At 72.1% G+C, this 21,824-nt stretch carries 17 protein-coding genes; 7 read left to right on the forward strand and 10 right to left on the reverse strand.

Annotation, left to right across the window (positions count from 1 at the left end; translation table 11 throughout):
• Nucleotides 1-28 precede the first annotated feature (28 nt).
• On the reverse strand, nt 29-967 hold the full coding sequence (locus DEJ03_RS04110; RefSeq protein WP_071404465.1) for a serine hydrolase: 939 nt from the start codon (nt 965-967) through the stop codon (nt 29-31).
• Complete coding sequence (locus tag DEJ03_RS04115) at nt 967-2,931, reverse strand: M13 family metallopeptidase (protein ID WP_110863709.1); 1,965 nt, start codon at nt 2,929-2,931, stop codon at nt 967-969. Before DEJ03_RS04115 ends, DEJ03_RS04110 begins: the two co-directional genes overlap by 1 nt.
• 81 nt (nt 2,932-3,012) lie before the next feature.
• Here DEJ03_RS04115 and DEJ03_RS04120 point away from each other — a divergent pair, with 81 nt between their 5' ends.
• From DEJ03_RS04120 to DEJ03_RS04130, 3 genes are all read left to right on the forward strand, one after another.
• Complete coding sequence (locus DEJ03_RS04120; protein ID WP_110863607.1) at nt 3,013-4,350, forward strand: uracil-xanthine permease family protein; 1,338 nt, start codon at nt 3,013-3,015, stop codon at nt 4,348-4,350.
• A gap of 182 nt (nt 4,351-4,532) precedes the next feature.
• Complete coding sequence (locus tag DEJ03_RS04125; RefSeq protein ID WP_110863608.1) at nt 4,533-5,843, forward strand: MATE family efflux transporter; 1,311 nt, start codon at nt 4,533-4,535, stop codon at nt 5,841-5,843.
• Nucleotides 5,844-5,926: 83 nt separating this feature from the next.
• Nucleotides 5,927-7,099: a lipopolysaccharide biosynthesis protein gene (locus DEJ03_RS04130; RefSeq protein ID WP_181422602.1), complete on the forward strand. Its 1,173-nt coding sequence runs from the start codon at nt 5,927-5,929 to the stop codon at nt 7,097-7,099.
• Nucleotides 7,100-7,198: 99 nt separating this feature from the next.
• Here DEJ03_RS04130 and DEJ03_RS04135 read toward each other — a convergent pair whose 3' ends face one another.
• On the reverse strand, nt 7,199-7,729 hold the full coding sequence (locus tag DEJ03_RS04135; protein WP_146237648.1) for a hypothetical protein: 531 nt from the start codon (nt 7,727-7,729) through the stop codon (nt 7,199-7,201).
• Nucleotides 7,730-8,017: 288 nt separating this feature from the next.
• On the reverse strand, nt 8,018-9,151 hold the full coding sequence (locus DEJ03_RS04140) for a substrate-binding domain-containing protein (protein ID WP_110863611.1): 1,134 nt from the start codon (nt 9,149-9,151) through the stop codon (nt 8,018-8,020).
• A 115-nt stretch (nt 9,152-9,266) separates the two neighbouring features.
• On the opposite strand from DEJ03_RS04140, the gene DEJ03_RS04145 reads away from it, so the two are divergent.
• Nucleotides 9,267-10,550 (forward strand): MFS transporter, encoded by a 1,284-nt coding sequence (locus DEJ03_RS04145; RefSeq protein WP_110863612.1) that lies wholly within the window; start codon nt 9,267-9,269, stop codon nt 10,548-10,550.
• 1 nt (nt 10,551) lies between these two features.
• On the opposite strand, the gene DEJ03_RS04150 is transcribed toward DEJ03_RS04145, so the two are convergent.
• From DEJ03_RS04150 to DEJ03_RS04175, 6 genes are all read right to left on the reverse strand, one after another.
• Nucleotides 10,552-12,075, reverse strand: a complete 1,524-nt coding sequence (locus DEJ03_RS04150) for a helix-turn-helix domain-containing protein (protein WP_110863613.1) — start codon at nt 12,073-12,075, stop codon at nt 10,552-10,554.
• Nucleotides 12,072-13,166 (reverse strand): DUF917 domain-containing protein, encoded by a 1,095-nt coding sequence (locus DEJ03_RS04155; RefSeq protein ID WP_111055261.1) that lies wholly within the window; start codon nt 13,164-13,166, stop codon nt 12,072-12,074. Before DEJ03_RS04155 ends, DEJ03_RS04150 begins: the two co-directional genes overlap by 4 nt.
• Nucleotides 13,167-13,257: 91 nt before the next feature.
• Nucleotides 13,258-14,382 (reverse strand): DUF917 domain-containing protein, encoded by a 1,125-nt coding sequence (locus DEJ03_RS04160; RefSeq protein WP_110863615.1) that lies wholly within the window; start codon nt 14,380-14,382, stop codon nt 13,258-13,260.
• Entirely contained in the window at nt 14,379-15,563 is a 1,185-nt protein-coding gene (locus tag DEJ03_RS04165; protein ID WP_258370485.1) for a DUF917 domain-containing protein, read from the reverse strand. Before DEJ03_RS04165 ends, DEJ03_RS04160 begins: the two co-directional genes overlap by 4 nt.
• Entirely contained in the window at nt 15,560-17,116 is a 1,557-nt protein-coding gene (locus DEJ03_RS04170) for a hydantoinase/oxoprolinase N-terminal domain-containing protein (protein WP_110863616.1), read from the reverse strand. Before DEJ03_RS04170 ends, DEJ03_RS04165 begins: the two co-directional genes overlap by 4 nt.
• A gap of 164 nt (nt 17,117-17,280) precedes the next feature.
• The gene (locus tag DEJ03_RS04175; RefSeq protein WP_110863617.1) at nt 17,281-18,678 is read right to left on the reverse strand and encodes a cytosine permease; all 1,398 of its coding nucleotides are present in this window, start codon (nt 18,676-18,678) and stop codon (nt 17,281-17,283) included.
• A 175-nt stretch (nt 18,679-18,853) separates the two neighbouring features.
• On the opposite strand from DEJ03_RS04175, the gene nucS reads away from it, so the two are divergent.
• The 3 genes from nucS (at nt 18,854) to DEJ03_RS04190 (ending at nt 21,617) form a co-directional block, all read left to right on the forward strand.
• Nucleotides 18,854-19,549 (forward strand): endonuclease NucS, encoded by a 696-nt coding sequence (nucS, locus tag DEJ03_RS04180; RefSeq protein ID WP_017887754.1) that lies wholly within the window; start codon nt 18,854-18,856, stop codon nt 19,547-19,549.
• Between the two features lie 116 nt (nt 19,550-19,665).
• Nucleotides 19,666-20,340 carry an HAD hydrolase-like protein gene (locus DEJ03_RS04185; protein WP_110863618.1) on the forward strand — a complete coding sequence of 225 codons (675 nt, stop codon included), beginning with the start codon at nt 19,666-19,668 and terminating at the stop codon, nt 20,338-20,340.
• Entirely contained in the window at nt 20,337-21,617 is a 1,281-nt protein-coding gene (locus tag DEJ03_RS04190) for a CynX/NimT family MFS transporter (protein ID WP_110863619.1), read from the forward strand. Before DEJ03_RS04185 ends, DEJ03_RS04190 begins: the two co-directional genes overlap by 4 nt.
• The last annotated feature ends 207 nt before the right edge of the window (nt 21,618-21,824 follow it).

Below are 21,824 nucleotides of genomic sequence, written 5' to 3' on the forward strand. Positions count from 1 at the left end.
GGCGCCGAGCGGCTATCGGCGAGCGCCCTCAGCGACGAGCCGGCGCGTGCACCGCCTCGAGCACCTCGGTCCCCATGGTCCGCAGCGCCTCGACCACGGCCAACCGCCGCTGCAACGAAGCGTCGTCGAACGTGACGGTCACGGCGTAGCTGACCGACGACCCGGGCCCCCGCAGGATCCCCGCCTCGGCCCGCACGCCCGTGCTCGACCCGGTGACCGCGACGACCTGCAACCCGTGGTCGAGCGCTCGGTGTGCCAGGGGGTCGAGCCCGAAGGACCCGGCGACCAGGTTCAGGTCACTCGCCAGGGACAACCAGCCGAGCACGCGGTTCGACACCGCCTCGTCGACGACCTCGCCGAGCGCCAGCCCGCGCATCACCCACGACAGCTCCCCGGTCGGTGCGACGGACGCGTCGGGGGCGTCGTCCGGGCCGCGGCGGTCCCGCACGCGGTCGATCAGCGCCGTGCGCTCGATGCCCAGGGACTCCGCCCGCTCCCGGACGGCGTCGATACCGACGGTCGACAGCAGTGCGTTCATGGCCCAGGCGTCGGCGGTGGCGCCGACCAGGGTCGCCAGGTCGGGCACCTGCATGGTCGGCTCCTGCAGGAACTGCCACAGGCCTGCACCGGTCGCGGTGTCGCGGGCCATGCGCTGCAGGCGGTCACCGTGCAGGCGGCCGTCCTCGAGCTGGGCGGCGACCTCGATGAGCAGCAGGACGCGGCCCAGGCTCGCGACCGGCTGCACCAGGGTGTCGTCGATCGCGAGCAGGGCCTTGCCGCTGGAGGTGTCGATCACCGAGGCGCTGACCCCGGCGCCCTCGAGCGCGAGGGCACCGAGCGCCTCGGTGGTGGCGGTGAAGCGGTCGTCGGCCCGGCCGCTGTGCCGCCCACGACCTCGGCCGCCACCTGCTGGGCGGTCGTCCGGTCGCCGGCGGCGCGACGACCGGGCCGCGTCCGGCTCCGTCATCACCAGATCGCGACGCGCTCGGCGGGGTCGAGGTACATCGCGTCCTGCTCGGTCACGCCGAAGGTGTCGTACCAGACGTCGATGTTCCGCACGACCTGGTTGCAGCGGAACTCGTTGGGCGAGTGCGGGTCGATGCTCAGCAGTCGAGCCGCCTCTTCCGGGCGGATCGCCATGCGCCAGGCCTGGGCCCAGCTCAGGAAGAAGCGCTCGGCACCGGTGAGGCCGTCGACGACCGGGGGCTCCTGGCCGTCGAGCGACAGCAGGTACGCCTTCCACGCGATCGACAGGCCACCGAGGTCACCGATGTTCTCGCCGATCGTCAGGGCACCGTTCACGTGGCTGTCGGGCACCTCGGTCGGCACCAGGGCGTCGTACTGGGCGATGAGCGCCTTCGTGCGCTCCTCGAACGCCGCGCGGTCGGCCTCGGTCCACCAGTTCTCGAGCTTGCCGTCGCCGTCGTACTGCGACCCCTGGTCGTCGAAGCCGTGGCCGATCTCGTGCCCGATGACGGCACCGATCGCGCCGTAGTTCGCGGCGGCGTCGCGGTCCGCGTCGAAGAACGGGAACTGCAGGATGGCGGCCGGGAACACGATCTCGTTGAAGCCGGGGTTGTAGTACGCGTTGATCGTCTGCGGGGTCATGAACCACTCGTCGCGGTCGATCGGCTTGCCGATCTTGCCGAGCTCGCGGTCGACCTGGAACGAGGCGACGGCGCGGACGTTCGCGACCAGGTCGTCGGACAGGACAGGCAGCGCCGAGTAGTCGCGCCACTTCACCGGGTAGCCGATCTTCGGCGTGAACTTGTCGAGCTTGTCGAGCGCACGGGCACGGGTCTCGTCGGTCATCCAGTCGAGCGCCGTGATGCTCTGCCGGTACGCCTCGACCAGGTTGGCGACGAGGTCGTCCATCTTGGCCTTCGAGGTCTCGTCGAAGTGCTCCTGCACGTAGATGCGGCCGACGGCCTCGCCCATCGCACCCTCGACCAGCGAGACGCCACGCTTCCAGCGCTCGCGCTGCTTGGGCGCACCGGTGAGTGCGGTGCCGTAGAACGAGAAGTTCGTGGCCGAGAACGCACTCGTCAGGTACGCGGCGGACCCACGGATGACCTGCCAGCGCAGCCAGTCCTTCCAGACCTCGAGCGGCTGGTCGGTCAGCAGGTCGGCCAGGCCGGTGATGAACGAGGGCTCGCGCACCACGACGGTCTCGAACGCACCGGCCGGGGCGTCGATGGCCTGCCACCAGGTCTGCAGGTCGACACCCTTCGCGAGCGCGGCGACCTCGGCCCAGGGCAGCTTGTTGTAGGTCTTCTGGCTGTCCCGCGTGGTGACGTTGTCCCAGTGCTGGGCGGCGAGCGCCGTCTCGAGCGCGATGACGTGCTCGGTGCGGGCGCCGCCGTCGTCGAGGCCGGCGAGCGGGAACATCGCGGCGACGAACTCGCGGTACTTCTCGCGGATGTCGGCGAAGCGCTCTTCGCGGTAGTACGACTCGTCGGGCAGCCCGAGGCCGGACTGCTCCAGGAACACGACGTAGGACTCGGGGTCGCCCGGGTCGTTGTCGACGAAGAGCTGCAGGAAGCTCGGCAGACCGAGGCGCTCGAAGCGGCCGACGGCGGCGATGACCTCTCGCGTGGACTGGATCTCGGTGATCTCGGCGAGCAGGTGCTCGATCGGTGCGGTGCCGAGCTCCTCGAGCCGCGCTTCGTCGGTGAACGAGGTGAAGAGGTCACCGACCTTCCGCTCCTCGGTGCCGGGGGCGGCCTGCTGCGAGCGCTCGATGATGTCGCGCACGGCGATCTCGGCGGCTTCGGCCAGCACCGTGAAGGAGCCGTACCGGGCCTTGTCGTCGGGGATCGGCGTCGCCTCGATCCAGGTCCCGTTCACGTGGCGGTACAGGTCGTCCTGGGGGCGCACCGCGGGGTCGAGTTCGTCAGTGTGGATGCCGGAGGCACGTGCGACGTCGGTCATGCGGTCCACGATAGCCACCGACCCCATGGGGCAGGTCGATCCGGGTCGTCACCGGCGCATCGCTGCCGGTACGGTCATCGCATGGGACTTCCGTGGAAGCTGCACGGGGACGGCAAGACCGTCTCCGCGACGACGATCGTGACACCGGACGAACGGCTCACCTGGCCCCGGACGATCGGCCTCGGGGTGCAGCACGTCGTCGCGATGTTCGGCGCCACGTTCCTGGTGCCCCTGATCACCGGGTTCCCGCCGTCGACGACGCTGCTGTTCAGCGGCATCGGCACGATCCTGTTCCTGCTCATCACGGGCAACCGCCTGCCGAGCTACCTCGGGTCGTCCTTCGCGTTCATCGCCCCGATCGGTGCGGCGACCAAGATCGGCGGCATCCCGCTCGCGCTGTCCGGCATCATCGTCGTCGGCGCGCTGCTCGCGATCGTCGGACTCGTCGTGCACCTGGCCGGCGCCGGGTGGATCGACCGACTGATGCCCCCGGTGGTCTCCGGCGCGATCGTCGCCCTGATCGGCTTCAACCTGGCACCGGCCGCCCGCGACAACTTCACCGCGTCCCCGGTCATCGCACTCATCACCCTCGCGACGATCATCCTGGTCACCGTCCTGTTCAAGGGCCTGATCGGCCGGCTGTCGATCGTCATCGGTGTGCTCGTCGGGTACGTCGCGGCGCTCATCGGCGGGCAGGTCGACTTCTCGAAGGTCGGTGAGGCGAAGTGGATCGGCCTGCCGGACTTCACCGCTCCCGCCTTCGACCCGTCCCAGCTGGCGATCTACCTGGCGTTCGTGCCGGTCGTCCTGGCACTGGTCGCCGAGAACGTCGGCCACGTCAAGGGCGTCGGGCAGCTGACCGGCCGTGACCTCACGCCGCTCACCGGTCGCGCGCTCTTCGCCGACGGCATCTCGACCGTGCTCGCGGGCGTCGGCGGCGGCTCCGCCACCACCACCTACGGCGAGAACATCGGCGTGATGGCCGCCACCCGCGTCTTCTCGACCGCCGCCTACTGGGTCGCCGCCATCGCGGCCGTCCTGCTCGGCCTGTCGCCGAAGATCGGCGTGGTCATCTCCTCGGTGCCGGCCGGCGTGCTCGGCGGCGCCACCACCGCGCTCTACGGCCTGATCGGCGTCATCGGCATCCGGATCTGGGTCGAGAACCGCGTCGACTTCTCGAAGCCGAAGAACCAGCTGACCGCCGGCATCGCCCTGATCATCGGCATCGCCAACTTCACGTTCACCTTCGGCCAGGCGAGCTTCGGCGGCATCATCGTCGGCACCATCGCAGCGATCGTCGTCTACCACGTGATGGACGTCATCGGCCGGGCCCGCGGCACCGACGAGCCCTCGACCGAGGCCGCCGACCCCGCACACGCCGCCACCGGCGCCGTCCCCGCGGAACCGCGCGCCGACTGACGCGAGTGGTCGGCCGGAACGCGCGTCCGGCCTGACGACGTGGGACCACCGGACTGGAGGCCCGTGGCGGCGCCGCCACGGGCCTCCAGTCCGTCGTGGCGTCGCGCCCACCCCGCCTGGTGACCACGACGGGTCGGCATCGCCGACAGAATGGGTCGGTGCACCGACCGACGCGACCCGCTGTGACCGCTGAGCGGCGCGCGGTCGACCGCGACATCGTGCGGCTGGCGGTGCCGGCGCTCGGAGCGCTCGTGGTCGAGCCGCTGTTCCTGCTGACCGACACCGCGCTCGTCGGGCACCTGGGGGCGACGCCGCTGGCGGCCGTCGGGCTCGCGAGTGCCGTGCTGTCGACGGTGACCGGGCTGCTGGTGTTCCTGGCGTACTCGACGACCCCGGCCGTGGCACGGGCGCTCGGTGGTGGCGACCGTCGCGGAGCCGTGCACGCGGGCATCGACGGGATGTGGCTCGCGCTCGTGCTGGGGGTGGTGCTGGTGCTGGTCGGGTGGCCGCTCGCCGGGCCGCTCGTCGACCTGTTCGGCGCCTCGGCCGAGGTGTCGGCCGCCGCGACCGCGTACCTGACCATCTCGCTGATCGGGCTGCCCGGTATCCTGGTCGTGACCGCCTCGACCGGGCTGCTGCGTGGGCTGCAGGACACGAAGACCCCGCTCGTCGTCGCGACCATCGGGTTCGTCGCGAACGGGCTGCTGAACGCCGTCCTGATCTACGGCGCCGGCTGGGGCGTCGAGGGATCCGCCGCCGGCACCGTCATCGTGCAGTGGGCGATGGCCGTCGTCTACGTGCGCATCGCGGTGCGGGCCGCCCGGTCGTCGGGGGCACCGCTGCGACCCGGCGCCTCGGGCGTCGCCCGGGCCCTGCGGTCGGGAGCATGGCTGTTCCTGCGGACCGCGTCGCTGCGGATCGCGATGCTCGCGACCGTCGGGGCCGCCGCCGGGCTCGGGACCACCGGGCTGGCGACGACGCAGGTCGGGCTGACGGTGTTCTCGACGCTGGCGTTCGCACTCGACGCCCTGGCGATCGCCGGGCAGGCGCTCGTCGGACACGGACTCGGCGGACGCGATCCGGAGCGGGTGCGACTGGTGACCAGGCGGCTCGTGCTGCTCGGGATCGCCGGTGGTGTGCTGCTCGGGGTGCTGACCCTGGCGGTGAGCGGGCTGCTCGGGCCCGTGTTCTCGGACTCGCAGGCGGTGCGGGACGCCCTGCCCGTCGTGCTGGTGCTCATCGCCGTCGGGATGCCCGTCGCCGGGTACGTCTTCGTGCTCGACGGGGTGCTGATCGGCGCCGGGGATGCGCGGTACCTGGCCATCGCCGGAGGTGTGAACCTCGTCGTCTACCTGCCGCTGCTCTGGTGGGCAGGCGGGACGCTCGCGGGGTTGTGGGCGGCGTTCGCCCTCGGGTACATCGGGGTCCGGGCGGTGACGCTCGGGGTGCGGGCGCACCGGCGCGGCTGGGTGGAACAGGCGTTGGCGCGGTGAGCGAACCTTCTGCTGCTGGGCCTGCTTCGTCTGCCGGGCCTGATTCTCCTGCGGCGCCGTCCTCGTCGGTGGCTTCGTCGGCCGTGCTCGCCACGGTCGGCATCGGGGTGCAGGGCGTCGCGAAGCTGCTCGTGACCGTCGTCGTCGGGCGGGTGTTCGGCACCGAGACCCTCGGGCAGACCACGGCGCTGCTGTCACTCTCGGTCTTCGTCGCCCTGCTCTGGCCGAACGCCGCGGGCAACACCGCGTCACGGTTCCTGGCCATCGCACTGCGGGGTCGGCGGTCGGACGCCGCGGTGAACCGGCTGCTCGGGGTGTCCATGCTGATGTCGAGCGTGGTGCTCGCGGCGGTCACCGTACCGATCGCGCTGGCCTGGGGCAACGGCCCCGGGATGGTGCTCGGCGGTGCCGCGGTCGTCGTCGGCTACGGCCTCTACTGCTACGCCCGAGGCGCGCAGCTCGGCTACGACCGGGCACCCCGGGTGGCGCTGTGGGACTCGGTGACGAGCGTCCTGGCGCTCGGGTTGCTCGTGGTGGCGTGCGTCGCTCGGCTCGAGCCCTTCGTGCTGCTCCCCCTGGCCATCGGGTACACGGTGTTCGCGATCGCGTGCTGGCCGCGGGGCAACGGCTTCGCGCCTGCTTCGCGCGAACCGGCTGCCGGGGTGCTCGGGTTCGCGGCGTGGAACGTGCTGGCGGTGGTGACCTCGAACGGGTTGCTGCAGTTGACGATGATCTCGGCGCAGGTGACGTCGTCGGCGCACGACGCCGGTGTCTACGCCGCCGCGTTCACCCTGGCGACGCCGGCGTCGATGCTCGGGCAGGCGTTGGGGCAGGTGCTCGTGCCGGCGTTCGCGCACCGGACCGATGGTGGATCGCTGCGCTCTCGCGGCGCGCTGCTGCTCGTCGTCGGGTTCGCTGCAGCATCCGCCGTCGTGTTCGGCGTGGTCGTTCTGCTCGCCGGGTGGTTCTTGCCGATCGTGTACCCCGCCGAGGGCGCCGCTGCCGTCGCCGACCTGCGGTACCTGATGGTCGCGGTGTGGGTGTTCACCGTCGGGCTCGTGCCGGCGGCGCTGTTGCTCGCCGCTGGACGCTCACGCCAGGTCGCCCTTGCCTCGGTCGCCGGGTTCGTCGTCGGCGCTGGGCTCATGGCGGTGCTTGGGCCCATCGCCGGTGTCGCAGGTGGGACCACAGGGTTCTTGGTCGGCAGTGCGGTGAACCTGGTCGCGGTGGTGGGGCTCGGGGTCCGGCGGCGCTGAGGGGCTTCAAGAGTCGTCCGGAAGCGCTACCGCACCCCTCGTTCGACGCGATGTCGGCCCCGGCAGGGGGAACGGGGCCGTCCGCGAAACGACCGGCGCTCAGTAGATTTGAGCGCCCTTCACCCAAGCGGTACCAGTGAGGGTGTTCACCGACCCGGGTGCCTGGCGGACACCCCACTTCGTCGTTCCGTCGATCAACCACGCGCCTCGTGCAGAGTAGTTCCCGGTCCGGAAGCGGTACGACTTCGTACCCTTCGATGAGAAGGTCCACTTGCCGGCAGAACCGTAGAAGCAGTTGTTCGTGTACGGGGTCGCCGCCGCCGCCCAGTAGGCATCCCCGCTCTTGCACGTGTTGCGTTCGCTGATGCGGCCGGTCGCCGCGCGAACGGGTGCGACTGCGGTGAGCTCACCCGACTCGGCGTCCGACGTGACCGCAGTCTGGTGAGTCGCGACGTAGTCCAACACGTCGGACCTCGTTGCCGCTGACTTCGCGGACAGAGCTGGGATCCCGGTGATCGTGATCCCGTCAATCGTCCAGTTCGGCGAGGCCGGAGCGGCCTGCGCTGGACCGGTGAACACGCCCGCGAGCAACGCACCGGCAAGTGTGGAGGTGATGATGATGGTGGGCAATCGTGACATGGAGAACTCCGCTCATAGACAACAAGGACTCTATGTATATCACCGTCCAGTTTGTTATTCTAACGGGTCGGCACCTCGAAGCGTTGACGCTGTGACGGCCGGGCCTTCCGGCAACACCTCCAGCCATGGTCGCCCCCTCCGGCACCCTGCACATCAGTGAAGCGAACAGCAGCGTGTACGCGTCGATCACCCACTGCAGACCCGACGTGATGCGCCGAGCTCCCTACCGATCGAGGGGTCTAGACCCGATGCCTCGGGCAGGCGGGCGGGATGCCGTCGCTAGTAGGTACCCGAATGGGGCGGCGGCCCCGTCGTGTCCCCCACCCGCAACTCCGATGTGAAGGACGCCGGTTGCGGCTCCGCACCCTCGAGCATGGCAAGGGCGGCACGGGCTGCGGCTTGGCCCTTCTGCACGAACGGCTGCACCAGGGTGGTCAGGTGCCGGATCGGGGTGCGGTGGAGCAAGCTGTCGTCCACCGTGATGCCGTCGAAACCGACGACGCTGACGTCCTCGGGGACACGGAGTCCGGCATCGAGCGCGGCCGAGATCACCCCGACGGCGATCAGGTCACTCTGGGCGACGACGGCGGTGGGGCGGGGGCCGTCCGGCGCGAACAAGGCTGTCCCGGCCAGACGGCCCTCTTCGACCGAACTGCCGGCCGTCTCGATGGCGACCGCAGAGGGGTAGACCTCCCGCACACCGCGCAGTCGCTCGAGCGTCGTGAATGCGATACCGGAGCCGAAGCGGTCGTCGTCGATCGGCCCGCGTCGGCGTGCGGCGTCGAGGGGCAGGGTCACGACGGTCACGTCCTGGTGGCCGAGCCCCTGCAGGTACTCGGCAGCACGGCGTGAGGCATCGCGGTTGTCGAGCTGGACGGGGACAGCACCCTCGATCTCGTCCGCCTCGATCGCGACGACGGGGATCTGCCGACGGCGCAGCACCGCGACGGCAGGGTCGATCCGGACGTTGCACCCGACGAGCACGACGGCGTCCATCGGGGCGTCGACCAGCGGACCGGCACCCTGCTCGTCGTCGAGCGGACTCCGGACCAGCAACAGCGAAGCACCCGCGGCACCGGCGACCTCGGCGATGCCGTCGAGCGTCAGGACGTTGACCGGGTCACGGAAGGCATCGCTCAGGCGCTCGTCCATCACGACACCGATGACGCCGGAACGACCACGGCGCAGCGAACGGGCACGGGGATCGGGGCCGCCGTAACCGAGGTCGGCGGCAGCGGCGAGCACGCGGGCCTTGGCGTCCTCGGACACCGGGCCGAGACCGCTGAAGGCGAGCGAGGCCGTCGACGGCGCGACCCCGGCAGCACGGGCGACCGCTGCCAGCGTCGGGCGCGACGAACGGGTGACGCCGCCGCGGTGAGGCGACGCGCCGGGTCCTGTTGCCGGTTCGTCCATCGCCCGTTAGCGTAGCCGGAACGAGCAGTCGAATCGATTCGACAGCCGCAAGACCAGCACCGACACGCACCAGAACGCGCAGCACCGAGCGCGCCGCAGCACGATGGGAACCACCATGACGACGCCGTCCACCCGCACCGTCCCGACCACCAAGGCCTGGATCATCGCGGTGTTCGTGGTGTTCACCCTGTCCGGGCTCGACATCGCGACGTGGTTGGGCCGGATCCCGAGCGTCCGCGACTCCCTCGGCGCGAGCACGTTCGAGATGGGTCTGCTCGTGCTCGGCATGGCCGTCGGCTCGATCGGCGGTCTGACCTTCGCCGGGCACATCGTCGCGAAGCTCGGTGCCCGTCGGGGCGTGCAGGTGGCTGCGGCGTGCCTGGCGGTCGGGATGATCTTCGCGGGGGTCGCGGTCACGCTCGGATGGGGCTTCGCCGCCATCTGGATCGCGCTCATCGCGTTCGGCTTCGGCAACGGCCTGTGCGACGTGTCGATGAACGTCTCCGGCGCCGCCGCCGAGAAGGCCGGCGGACGCACGATCATGCCGCTGTTCCACGCCGCGTTCAGCCTCGGCACGCTCGCCGGTGCAGGCCTCGGTGCGCTGGCCGAGCGGTTCGAGATCCCGGTGTCGTGGCACTTCATCGTGCTCGTCGTCATCACGAGCGCCGCCATGCTCATCGCCGTCACGAAGTTCCAGGACGAGCACCGCTTCGAGCAGCCGGTGTCGACCGACACCAGCCCGGTCGCGACCCCGCTCACCCGCTGGCAGGTCTGGGCACAGCCCTCCACGCTGCTCATCGGCGTGATCGTGCTCGGCATGGCGCTGGCCGAGGGGTCCGCGAACGACTGGCTGCCCCTCGCGATGATCGACGGTCACGGGCTCGACAACGCCGGCGGTGCTGCCGTGCTGACGGTGTTCCTCGCCGCGATGACCGCCGGCCGCGTCGCCGGTAGCCCGCTCATCGACAAGTTCGGCCGCGTGCCGATCCTGCGCATCAGCGCCGCCGTCGCGGTGGTCGGCCTCGGCATGCTCATCTTCATCGACAACGTGCCGCTCGCGATCGTCGGCGTCGTGCTCTGGGGCCTCGGTGCGAGCCTCGGCTTCCCGATGGGCATGTCCGCCGCGGCCGACGACCCCCGCACCGCGGCCGCCAAGGTCAGCGCCGTTGCCACGATCGGCTACGTGGCGTTCCTGGCCGGGCCGCCGCTGATCGGGTTCCTCGGCGAGGAGATCGGCCTGCTCGGCGCGCTGCTGATCGTCTTCGTGTTCATCATCGCGGCCGGCCTGGCCTCGGGTGCGGCACGCGAGACCGGCGCCGCCGCCCGGCCCGCCCGCGGGACCGACAAGACGAGCGGGACCACGAAGCGCGAGACCGAGAAGTCCAGCAACAGGAACTGAATCAGCCGCCGTCCCCGGCCCGCGCCCGCGTCGCCAGGTGCAGGGCGAGCCGGGTCTCCGGGTCGGACAGGTCCACCCCGAGCAACCGCTCCACCCGCGCGATGCGGTCGGACACGGTGTTCCGGTGCACGCCGAGCACCGCTGCGGTCTCGGCGATCGACGACTCCGCGTCCAGGTAGGCGGCGAGCGTCGTCAGGAGCGCCCCGCCACCGCGTTCGAGCGGTGCGAGCAACTGCCGTGAGGCCGGCAGGAACGTGTCCGTCTGCGTCCACGCGAGCAGCAGCTGCGCGAGCCCGAGCCGGTCGACGTGCACGAAGTGCCCGGACTCCGGACGGCTCGCCGCCAGACGGGCGGCGTCGCCCGCCTCGCCGAGCGTCCGGACCAGCCCGGCAGGGCCCGCCTGCAGACTGCCGACGCCCACGTTGGTCTCCACGGTGGTGCGGAGTGTGTTCTGCGCGCGCCGCAGCCGACCCGCGATGTCGGCCACTGCCTCCCGGCCGGGTTCGTCGGGTTCCGACAGCCACAGCACCCAGCCGTCCGCCTGTTCGACGACGACCGCGTCGAGTCCCTCGGCGCGCACCGCGGCGTCGACCTGCTGGCGGAGCGCGACCAGGTCGACGCCCTGCCGCGCGACCACGCGCGCACCGACGTGCCAGGCGTCCAGCCGCCACCCGGCGGCGATGGTCCGCTGCACGAGCTGCGGGGCGGGCGCCCCGTCGGCCGCGCGGAGTTCGTCGAGCATCGCCATCCGGTAGCGGGCGTCGCGCTCGTCGTCGAGCCGGGTGAGCAGCAGCCGGTGCCCGACGGCGACGGCGGCGACCTGCAGGGCACTCGCGACCACCTGCTGTTCGGCGGCGATCGGGACGGGCAGGCCGACGGCCAACCAGGCGCGCGGTCCGATGCCGGTGCCGACCGGGATCGCCACGAGCGTCTCGTCGACGCCCTCAGCGGTCAGCACGTCGCTGGTGCCGGCGCGGCGGACGAGCACGGCGCGGGCCGCGTCGTCGACGGCGGCTCCGCGGAGTGCCAGGCCCGAGGCGTCGAGGAACCGCACCGGGTGGCCGAGCGAGCGGTCGAGCCGGGCGAACAGGTCGTCGAGTTCGGGGCCGGCGTCGAGCGCGACGCGGGAGGCGTCGAGGGCTGCCCGGGCCGCCGGCCCCATCCCGGTGCCGATGAGTTCGTGCAGGCGGACCGAGGTCGCCCACGGGTCCGGGGTGGCGAGCACGGCGACGCCGAGCCGGTCGGCGAGCGTCGTGGTGCCGGGGCCGAGCTCCAGTGCCCCGTGGACGACGAGCAGGGTGGTGCCGGCCGCGGACGCCCGGCGCAGCAGCACGTCGAAGCGCGCGTCCGCGCGGTCGACGGGGGTGAGCAGCACGACGACGTCGTCACCCTGCGACAGGGACCGGCCGACCTGGTCTGGGGTCCCCACCACCCCGCGGACGCTCCGGACCGCGGTGCTGCCGGGGCCGACGAGCAGGCGGGTGCCGGGCGGCAGGAGCGGGAGCAGGTCGCCGACGGCGTTCACGCGAGCACCTGGCCCACGGCCTCGGGGACGACGTCCGCGTCGATGCCGAACGCTCGCGGCCCCATGCGCGCGGTGCGGTCGGGGTCCGCCCACCACCACGGCGCCGACGGCAGCACGAGCACCGCGAGCTCGTTGCCGACCCGCGTGCGGTCGGTCGCCACCGGCGCGAGTGACCGCGCGTCGACGACGGTGATGACGCTCGGCGTGCTGGCGACCGGCAGGCCGTCGACCAGGCAGTGCACGTACTCGCTGCCCGCCTCGACCCGGGCGACCGCGCCGGTGCCGGCGTCGCGGATGGCCAGGCTGCTGCGGACGAACGCGAGCGCATCCCCCTCGCGCTGGACGTCGATGACCCGGCCCTGCGCGACGACCCGGCCGCCGATGAGCGCGGCGAGTTCCGCCGCGTCGCGTGCGCCGCCCGCTGCGCGTCCGATCCGGAGGGCGCGCTGCACGCTGCCGACGACGGCCCGCTCGCGCAGCAGGGCCACCGGGACCGGGCCGATCGCGAAGGCCGCCCAGCCGCCGCTGTGCGAGACGGCCTCGCGCCAGACCGTCTCGACGTCGTGGGGGTGCCGGGCGTCGACGACGATCCGCAGCCCGCTCGTGGTGGCCGCGGCGGCCGTGACCGTCGTGGTCGGGCCGACGAAGACCGACAGTTGGTCGATGCGCGGGACCGCGCGGCCGACCAGGTCCGCGTCGACGAGCGGCAGTCCGGCGGCGTGCGCGGTGAGGGCCGCGGCCGGTCCGGTCACGCCGCCGATCTGCGCGGCGACGACGGCGTCGGCACGGGTGCCCGTCCAGCGTTCGACCGCCGCGAGCGCGGCTGGCAGCTCCTCGCCGCTCGGCATCTTCTCCTCGAGCACGGTGGTCGACCCGATCAACCCGACGGCCACCACCGAGCCGAGCGCGGGGTCGTCGAGGTCGACGACCGGCACGCTGCGGTCGCCGAGCGCGAAGCGGAGTGCGCTGACCATGTGGTCGACGCGGCCGCCACCGCCGCAGCCGAGCAGGGCGGTGCCGCGTCCGAAGACGGTCGCGTCGTCGGCCTGGAGGCCCGCCACACCGCCGCCTCGCCGCTCACCCTGGTCCATGGGTCCATTCTGCTGCCGTGGTCGCGTCTCGGGGCCGGAGCCCGGGGCCGGGCGCACGGGCCGGGCACAGGGGTCGGCGCGCGGCCGTTCGTCAGCCGACCGCCGGGGCGGCCGGGCGGACGTGCTCGTGCAGGTCCTCGACCGGGACGAACGGTTCATCGAGCCCGAAGCACGACGGCCCGAACACGGCGAGCGCCTCCGGGGTCCGCATCAGGTCCGGGGTCGAGATGCCGATGACCCGGACGCGCTGCCCGAACCGCAGACGCTCGGTGGTGATCGGCTCGGCGGTCTCGGCGTCGAGGACGCAGATCAGGTCGGGCACGACGGCGACGAGCTGCCCGTCACGCCGGGCAACGAGGTTCTCGTTCTGGAACCGGAGCTCGAGCTCGGACCCGTCGGTGCCCTGAACGGTGGCACGACCGCGGGCGAACCCGTCGACCGTGCGGCGCTCGACGTCGACGACCTTGCCGTCGAACAGCTCGCGCAGGTGCGTGTAGATCGTCGTGCCGAGGGCCTCGGCGAGCGCGTCGATGGGGTCGCGGTGGGCTTCGCGGGCAACTCGGATGGCCCGACCGACGGCGAGTGCCAGGGAGAGCGTGCGCGGGACGGCGGTCTCCTTCACCTGGCGGCCGGACATCGCGTACTCGGCGATGTAGGCGACGCCGCCGAGCCGGATCGTGACCCCGCGGGCGAGCCACTCCATCTTCTTGTTGTCCGTGCCGGTCTCGATGATGACGCCGTGGCCGTTCTCGTCGCTGATCGCGAGCGGACTGCCGGGGACCCCGTAGACCGAGAACGTCTCCATCTGCAGCTCGGGGAACGCGCGCCCCATGCCGTCCGCGTCGACGACGGGCAGGCCGCCGGTGGCACCGACGATCAGCGGGATCATCGAGTTGATGCCGCCGCACTCGATGGGCATCGTCGCGGTCGCCGTCCGGCCCAGGTGGGCTTCGAGCCGACGGAGGGCGCCGAGGGGTTCCGGTCCGGCCGGGATGCGTTCGAGCACCACGGTCGGTGCGCCCATCTGCGCGGTGGGGATGACGAGGGCGTCGTCGGGCACCTCGGACGGGTCGAGGATCGTGACGGGGCCGTGCTGTTCGATCGCGGCACGGACCAGGAGCATCCCGATGGTGGGGTCGCCTCCTCCGCCGGTGCCGAGCAGGGCGGCGCCGCGGGCCAGGTCGGGCAGGTCGTCGACGTCGAGGATCCAGCTCATCGGTTCGCTCCCGTGTTCGTCTCGCCCGCGCTCGTGGTGCCGTCGTGGCGGACCGCGGGGGTGTCGTAGCCGAAGTACCGCGGGCCGGCCAGGCGCAGGCCGTCCGGGGAGTGCCAGCGCTCGTCGGCCGGTGCCGTGACGATCCGGATGCGGGCGCCGAAGCGCAGGGCCTCGGTGGTGATCGGCTCGCCGGTCTCGGCGTCCAGGGTGATGATGAGGTCGGGAGCCGTGGTGCGGACCTGGCCGGCCACCTCGACCAGCAGGTGCTCGTTCTGGAACCGGAGCACCGCCTCCAGGCCGGTGTCGCTGCCGGAACCGGCGATGCGGGCCGTGCCACGGGCGAACCCGGTGACGGTCTTGCGCTCGATGTCGGCGACCTTGCCCTCGAACACGACCGTGCCGCCGAGCACCTCGGTGACCGCCGTGACGGGGTCCGCGTTCTCGCGGCGTGCGCGGACCAGCGTCTCGCCGAGCCGGACGCTCAGCGACAGACTGCCCCGGACGAACGACTCCTTCACCTGCGCGCCGGACATGGCGTACTGCGCCGTGATCGCGGAGCAGCCCATCTCGACCGTCGCCGTGCGGGCGAGCCGCTCCGCCCACCGGTTGTCCAGCGTGTCGAAGACGACGGTGTTGCCCTTCTCGTCGGCCAGGGCCATCGGTGTCGCGCTGACCCCGGACAGGGTCGGCAGCACCATCTGCACCTCGGGGAACGCGCGGCCCATGCCGTCACCGTCGACCAGGGGCAGGCCGAGCTCGGCCGCGGCGACGATCGGGGTCGTCGAGTTCACGCCGCCGACCTCGATGCAGGCCAGGTGGGTGGGGGTGACCCCGAGGAACGCCGACAGGCTGCGGATGGCCTCGGCGAACTGGCCGGCGGACGGCAGCTTCTCGACCATCACCGTGGGAGCGCCGATCATCGCGACCGAGAGCACCACGGCGTCGTCGGGCAGGTCCTCGACCTGGACGATCTCGACCGGGCCGTGGGCGCGGACGGCGGCCTCGGCGAGCAGGCGGCCGATGTAGGGGTCACCGCCGCCGCCGGTGCCGAGGATCGCGGCGCCGCGGGCGAGGGCGGAGCAGTCGGCGCCGATGGCGGTGAGGAGGGGTGCTGTGGGGGCGGCTTGCGTGGCTGCGGCTTGCGCGGCTGCGGCGCGGGGCGCGGCTTGCGTGGCGCTCATCGGACCAGCGCCCCGAGTGCCAGGTCGCCCACGGCCTTCGCGCGGATGCGCGTCGCGTTGCCCGGCAAGTACGGGATCGGGACCTCGTCGAAGTCGACGATGTCCACCGAGCCTGGGTCGGCGCCGGCCGCGATGGCACGGTCGACGGCCTCCTGACGGGCCTCGTCGACCACGGCGGACCGGCGGCCGTCGCTGATCGCGTAGACCTTGTCGACCTCGCCGCTGACCTGAGCGATCGCCGCACCGATGGCGTTGGCGACCGAGTAGTGCTCCGGGCGGTGCACGGTGCCGAGTCCGGGCAGGGTGTCCGGCAGCAGCACCGAGCCGCCGCCGACCGCCACGACGGGCAGCGGGTCGGACGAGGTGCGCATCCGCTCGACGATGTCGGCGACGCGCTCCGCGATGACGTCGAGCGCGCGGGCGGCGACCTCGGCGGGCACCCCGGCGACGAGCGACGGGTCCCCGATCGCACCGCGGCCACCGCGGACGGCCACGTCGGTGGCGGTCAGGGTTGTGCCGCCGAAGACCAGGCCCTCCTCGGTCAGGCGGTACCCGACGGAGTCCGGCCCGACGACGCTGCCGTCCTCGCGGATGCGGGAGCCGCCGCCGATGCCGACGGACAGGACGTCGGGCATCCGGAAGTTCGTGCGGATGCCGGCGACGGCGACCTCGCCGGTGGCCTCACGCGGGAAGCCCGCGGTCAGGACGCCGACGTCGCTCGTCGTCCCGCCGACGTCGACGACCGCGCAGGTGTCGAAGCCGGACAGCACCGCTGCGCCGCGCATCGAGTTCGTCGGGCCGGAGGCGAACGTCGCGACCGGGTAGCGGCGGGCGTACTCGACGTCCATCAGGGTGCCGTCGTTCTGGCTCAGGAACAGCGGTGCGTCGATGCCGCTGCCCGTGACCGACCCGGACAGCCCGTCGACGATGCGGTCGGCGAGCTCACGGAGCGCCGCGTTGATGATCGTCGCGTTCTCGCGCTCGAGCAGGCCGATGCGACCGATCTCGGACGACAGCGAGAACGCCACGTCCGGCCCGAGCTCGGCGGCCATGATCTCCTGCGCACGCTGCTCGAACCCGTCGTTGATCGGGGAGAACACCGACGAGATCGCGACGGAGCGGATGCCCGCGGCCGCGATGGCACCGGCGTGCCGCTTCAGTTCCTCGGGGTCGAGCTCCGAGATGACGCGGCCGTCGAACTCGTGGCCGCCGTGGGCCAGGAACGGCTGCGCGTGCACGGCCGACACCAGGTGCGCGGGCCAGTCCGTGAACGGCGGCAGCGACGCCGTCGCCGGCAGGCCCAGGCGGACCGCGGCCGTCGGGGCGAGGCCGCGTGCCTCCACCAGGGCGTTGATGAAGTGGGTGGTGCCGATCATCACGCCGTCGATGTCCGTGGGGCCGAAGGCGTGCTGTTCGCGCAGACCGTCGAGCGCGGCGACGATGCCCGAGGTGACGTCGGGGGTGGTGGACCGCTTGACCGCCGCACGGACGGTGCTGCCGTCCATCAGGACGGCGTCCGTGTTGGTGCCGCCGACGTCGATGCCGATGCGCATGGGGGTTCCCTTCGGTGGTGCGGGTGCGGGTGCGGTGGTGCGGGTGCGGGGTGTTCGCGGGGTGGTGCTGGGTCGTGGGGTGGTGCTTGTTCGTGGGGACCGGCCGCGCCGTCGCGCGGATCAGGGGTGCGGCGACGCGACCGGCCGTTCGGGGAGCGCCCGGGTCAGGCGGCCGGGGTGGCCGGTGCGGCGGGCGCTGCGGCGACCGGGGCGGACGATGCAGCCGGCGCGGCCTCGGTCCGACTGACACCGACGCCGCGGATCAGCCCGACCTTGCCGGCGACCACGTAGAGCACGAAGGCGATGACCACGGAGTTGATCGACGGGATGCCGACGGCGACGAAGTACCCGATGAGCGAGGCGATCGCCCAGATGACCAGGGTGGCCGGCACCCAGGTGGGCGAGGTCGCCGGGATGTTCTCGGCGTCGCTCAGCTCGCGGCGCCAGCGCTTCACGACGAAGTACTCCGCCACCATGATCCCGGCGATCGGCGGGAAGACGACCCCGAGCACGGACAGGAACGGTGTCAGGGCCCCGAGGAACCCGACGGCGGCGAGCACCGAGCCGACGACGCCCATCACGAGCGTCACGAGCCCGCGGTTCACCTGCTTGCCGAACACCGCGTCGATGAAGTTCGTGACGCCGAGGCTCGAGCTGTAGATGTTCCAGTCGTTGATCTTGAACGTGCCGAGCAGGATCACGAGGATGCCGACCCAGCCGACGCTCGACGTGATCACGCGGGTGATGTCCGCGGAGCCGACGGCGTGTGCGAGCAGGACACCGGCCAGGCCGATGACGTACTCCCCGAGCGTCACACCGAGCAGCGTCTGCTTCACGACGTCGCCGACCGAGCGGTTGAAGCGGGTCATGTCCGGCGTGATCACCGCACCGACGATGAACCCGCCGGCCACCAGGGTGGTGCCGGCCACGAAGCTCAGCTCCGGACCGGCCGGGGCACGCGCGGCGAGCTCGGCGATCGAGTGCCGGCTCAGCTCGACGATGACCGCCCAGCCGACGAGCACCAGGAAGAGCGGCACGGTCACGTTCGCCAGCCACTGCATCGAGTGGAACCCGCGCAGGACGATCGCGGTGACGAGCAGCCCGAACACGAGCGACCACGCCCAGGCGGGCAGGATCGGCAGGATCGAGACGAGGCCGGCAGCCGAGACACCCGACTGGATGCCGAACCAGCCGATCAGGCTCAGCCCGATCGCCAGCCCGACCAGCGCCGAGCCGGCCTTGCCGAACCCGGTCCAGCGGGCGATGACGGAGGTGTTCAGGCCCTCCTTGACGCCGATCACGCCGACGAGGACCGAGACGATCTCCAGGATCACAGCGCCCAGGGTGATCGCCCAGAAGGCGTCCCAGAAGCTCATGCCGAAGCCGAGCGTCGCACCGAGCAGGAACTGGGACAGGGCCGAGATCTGCCCGAAGCGCTGCACGGCGACCTGGAACCAGCCGTAGCGCGCGGACATCGGGACTCGGCTGAGCGAGTAGTCGTCGACGGCGACCGACTCGGAACGGGGGGTTCGTGGTGCTGACACTGCGGTCTCGCTGGCCATCGTGGCTCCTCGGGGAGGGGTGTCGGCGTGGGCCGATCGGGGTGTCAGCCACGGTAGGACGGCATCGGATTGCGGTACATGTGCAGAACGTCGTTACGACCATGTGAATCCGTGCGCGCTGCACAGGCCGCGCGCCTCGTCCGGTCGGCGACACCACGCCGGTTAGGCTTCCGGGGTGCGTCTCGTCATCGCCCGGTGCTCCGTCGACTACGCGGGCCGGCTCTCAGCCCACCTGCCGCTCGCGACCCGCCTGCTCATGCTGAAGGCGGACGGCTCCCTGCTCGTGCACTCCGACGGCGGCAGCTACAAGCCGCTGAACTGGATGAGCCCGCCCTGCTCGATCGAGATCACCGAGCCGGACGAGGAGCAGTCGGTCGCCGGCATCACGCAGGTGTGGACGGTGACGCAGAAGAAGACGCAGGACAAGCTCATCGTCTCCCTGTACGAGGTCGTGTCCGACGAGACCCACGACCTGGGCGTCGACCCGGGCCTGGTGAAGGACGGGGTCGAGGCGCACCTGCAGCAGCTCCTGGCCGAGCAGATCGAGCTGCTCGGGGACGGCCACACCCTGGTCCGTCGCGAGTACATGACGGCGATCGGGCCGGTCGACATCCTGGCGCGTGACGACGCAGGGGCGAGCGTCGCGGTCGAGATGAAGCGCAACGCCAACATCGACGCGGTCGAGCAGCTCACCCGGTACCTCGAGCTCATGAACCGCGACCCGCACCTGCGCCCGGTGCAGGGCGTGCTGGCGGCGCAGACGGTGGCACCGCAGGCACGCACCCTCGCCGAGGACCGCGGCATCCGCGTCCTCGTGCTCGACTACGACGCGATGCGCGGCATCGAGGGCGGCCACACCCGCCTGTTCTGAGCCGCGTCGGGCCGTCCAGCCGTCCGGCCGTCGGGCCTGGAGGCGCGGCTCGCCCCGCCCCGCCGCCGACGGATCCCGGATGGTCGCCGCCACGGCCCGGCTAGGGTGGACAGGACATGACCAGCCCGTTCTCCGCCATCCTGTTCGACCTCGACGGCACCATCAGCGACTCCGCGCCGGGCATCCTCGAGAGCCTGACGCACACCTTCCGCACCGTCGGCGTCCCGGTGCCGGACCACGACACCCTGATGTCGTTCGTGGGCCCGCCGATCATGGACACGTTCCGGATCGCGATGGGCATGGACGAGGAGCTCGCCGACCGCACCCTCGCCGTCTACCGCGAGCACTACTTCTCGCACGGGGCGCTCGACTCCGCGATGTTCCCGGACATCGACGTCGTCCTGCGCACCCTGCACCAGGCGGGGCTGCCGATCTCGACGGCGACGAGCAAGCCGGAGACGCCGGCGACCTACATCCTCGAGCACTACGGGCTCACCGGGGACATCGACATCATCACGGGCGCGAGCGACGACGAGGTGCGGTCGAGCAAGGCCGACGTCGTCGAAGAGGCACTGCGACGCCTCGAGGCCCACGGCTTCGACACCAGCCGCCCGGTGCTGATCGGCGACCGGAAGCACGACGTCGAGGGCGCGACCGTGCACGGCGTCCCGGTCGTCTTCGCCGAGTGGGGCTACGGCTCCCCCGACGAGGCCGAGGGCACCATCGCCCGCGCCGCCACCCCGCTCGACCTGCTGCCGATCCTGCTGCCGTCCGCGACGCCGTCCGCATGAGCGGCGACGTCGTCCGGCGCGGGCTCCGCGGTGCCGCCTGGCTGCTGCCGGCGGCCATCGTCCTGATCGCACTGAACTTCCGCGGCCCGATCGTCGCGACCGCCCCGGTCATCGGCGACGTCCGTGCCGACCTCGGCCTGACCGCGACGATCGCCGGGCTGCTGACGACGATCCCGGTGCTGTGCTTCGCCCTCGCGACGCCGTTCGCCAGCTGGGTCATCGCGAAGGCCGACCCCGAGCGCGCAGTGTCCCTGTCGCTCGTCATCGTGCTCGCCGGCACCGTCGTGCGCTCGATGCCCTCGTCGGCGGCGCTGCTGATCGGCACCGCGGTCATCGGCATCGGCATCACGATCGGCAACGTGGTGATCCCGGTGGTCATCCGGCGGGACACCTCGCCGGAACGCGTCGGCCTGGTCACCGGCGTGTACACGTCGGCGCTCAACGTCGGGTCGATGATCACGTCGCTCGGCACCGCTCCCCTGGCCGCCCTGTGGGGGTGGCCGGTCGCCATCGCGATCTGGGCGGTCTTCGCACTCATCGCCGCCGCGGCCTGGACCTACACGGTCGGTGCTCGTGCCGCCTGGCGACGCCCGCTGCCCTCCGAGCGGGACGAACCACTGCCCGTCACCGGCCCGATCGACCAGGTGCTCGACACCGGGGCGATCCGGACCGCCCGCGCCGCCGAGGCCGCACGGGTCGCCGCCGCCGAGCCCATCCGACCGGCACGACGGCTCATCACCTGGGGCCTGACGCTCGCGTTCGGCGGTCAGGCGTTCTCGTACTACGCCCTCACCGCGTGGATCCCGACGCTGCTGCACGACGAGATCGGCTTCTCGAAGGCGTCGTCGGGCGCGAGCTCGTCGGTGTTCCAGATCCTGGCCGTCGTCGGGGCGCTCGGTGTCCCGCTGCTCGCGACCCGGTGGCGTCCGGCGGCGATCATCGCCCTGGTCGGCACCCTGTGGCTGGCGATGCCCCTCGGGCTGCTGTTCGCCCCGCAGCTCTGGTTGCTGTGGTCGGTGCTCGGCGGTGCAGCCCAGGGTGGTGGCATCACCGTGATCTTCATCGTCATCGTGCGGATCGTCTCGAGCGACGCCGACGCCCGCCGGATGTCCGCGTTCGTGCAGGGCGGCGGGTACCTGCTCGGGTCGGCCGGGCCGCTCGTCGCCGGCGCGCTGCACGGTGCGACGGGGAACTGGACGGCCCCGCTGCTCGTCGTGCTCGTCGCGGTGCTCACCCTCGGCGTCGTCGGGACGTTCGCCGCGCGACGGGTGTCCTGACCCCGAACCCGAACGCCGGCTGAGACCCCGCTCCGGCTCGACCCCCGAGGCGCTGACCGACGGGGGCCGCACCCGCACGACCCCTCAGCGCGCGGACCGGCTTCGCGGCCAGCTGGCGGCACGGTCCCGGCCGGTCGTCATCCCGGACGGCCAAGGTCCGGAGAGTGGACATCCGACGACCCGCCCGGTGGCGGGACCAGCCGCTCG

Origin of the sequence: Curtobacterium sp. MCLR17_043 (assembly GCF_003224215.1) — a bacterium.
Lineage (GTDB): Bacteria > Actinomycetota > Actinomycetes > Actinomycetales > Microbacteriaceae > Curtobacterium > Curtobacterium flaccumfaciens.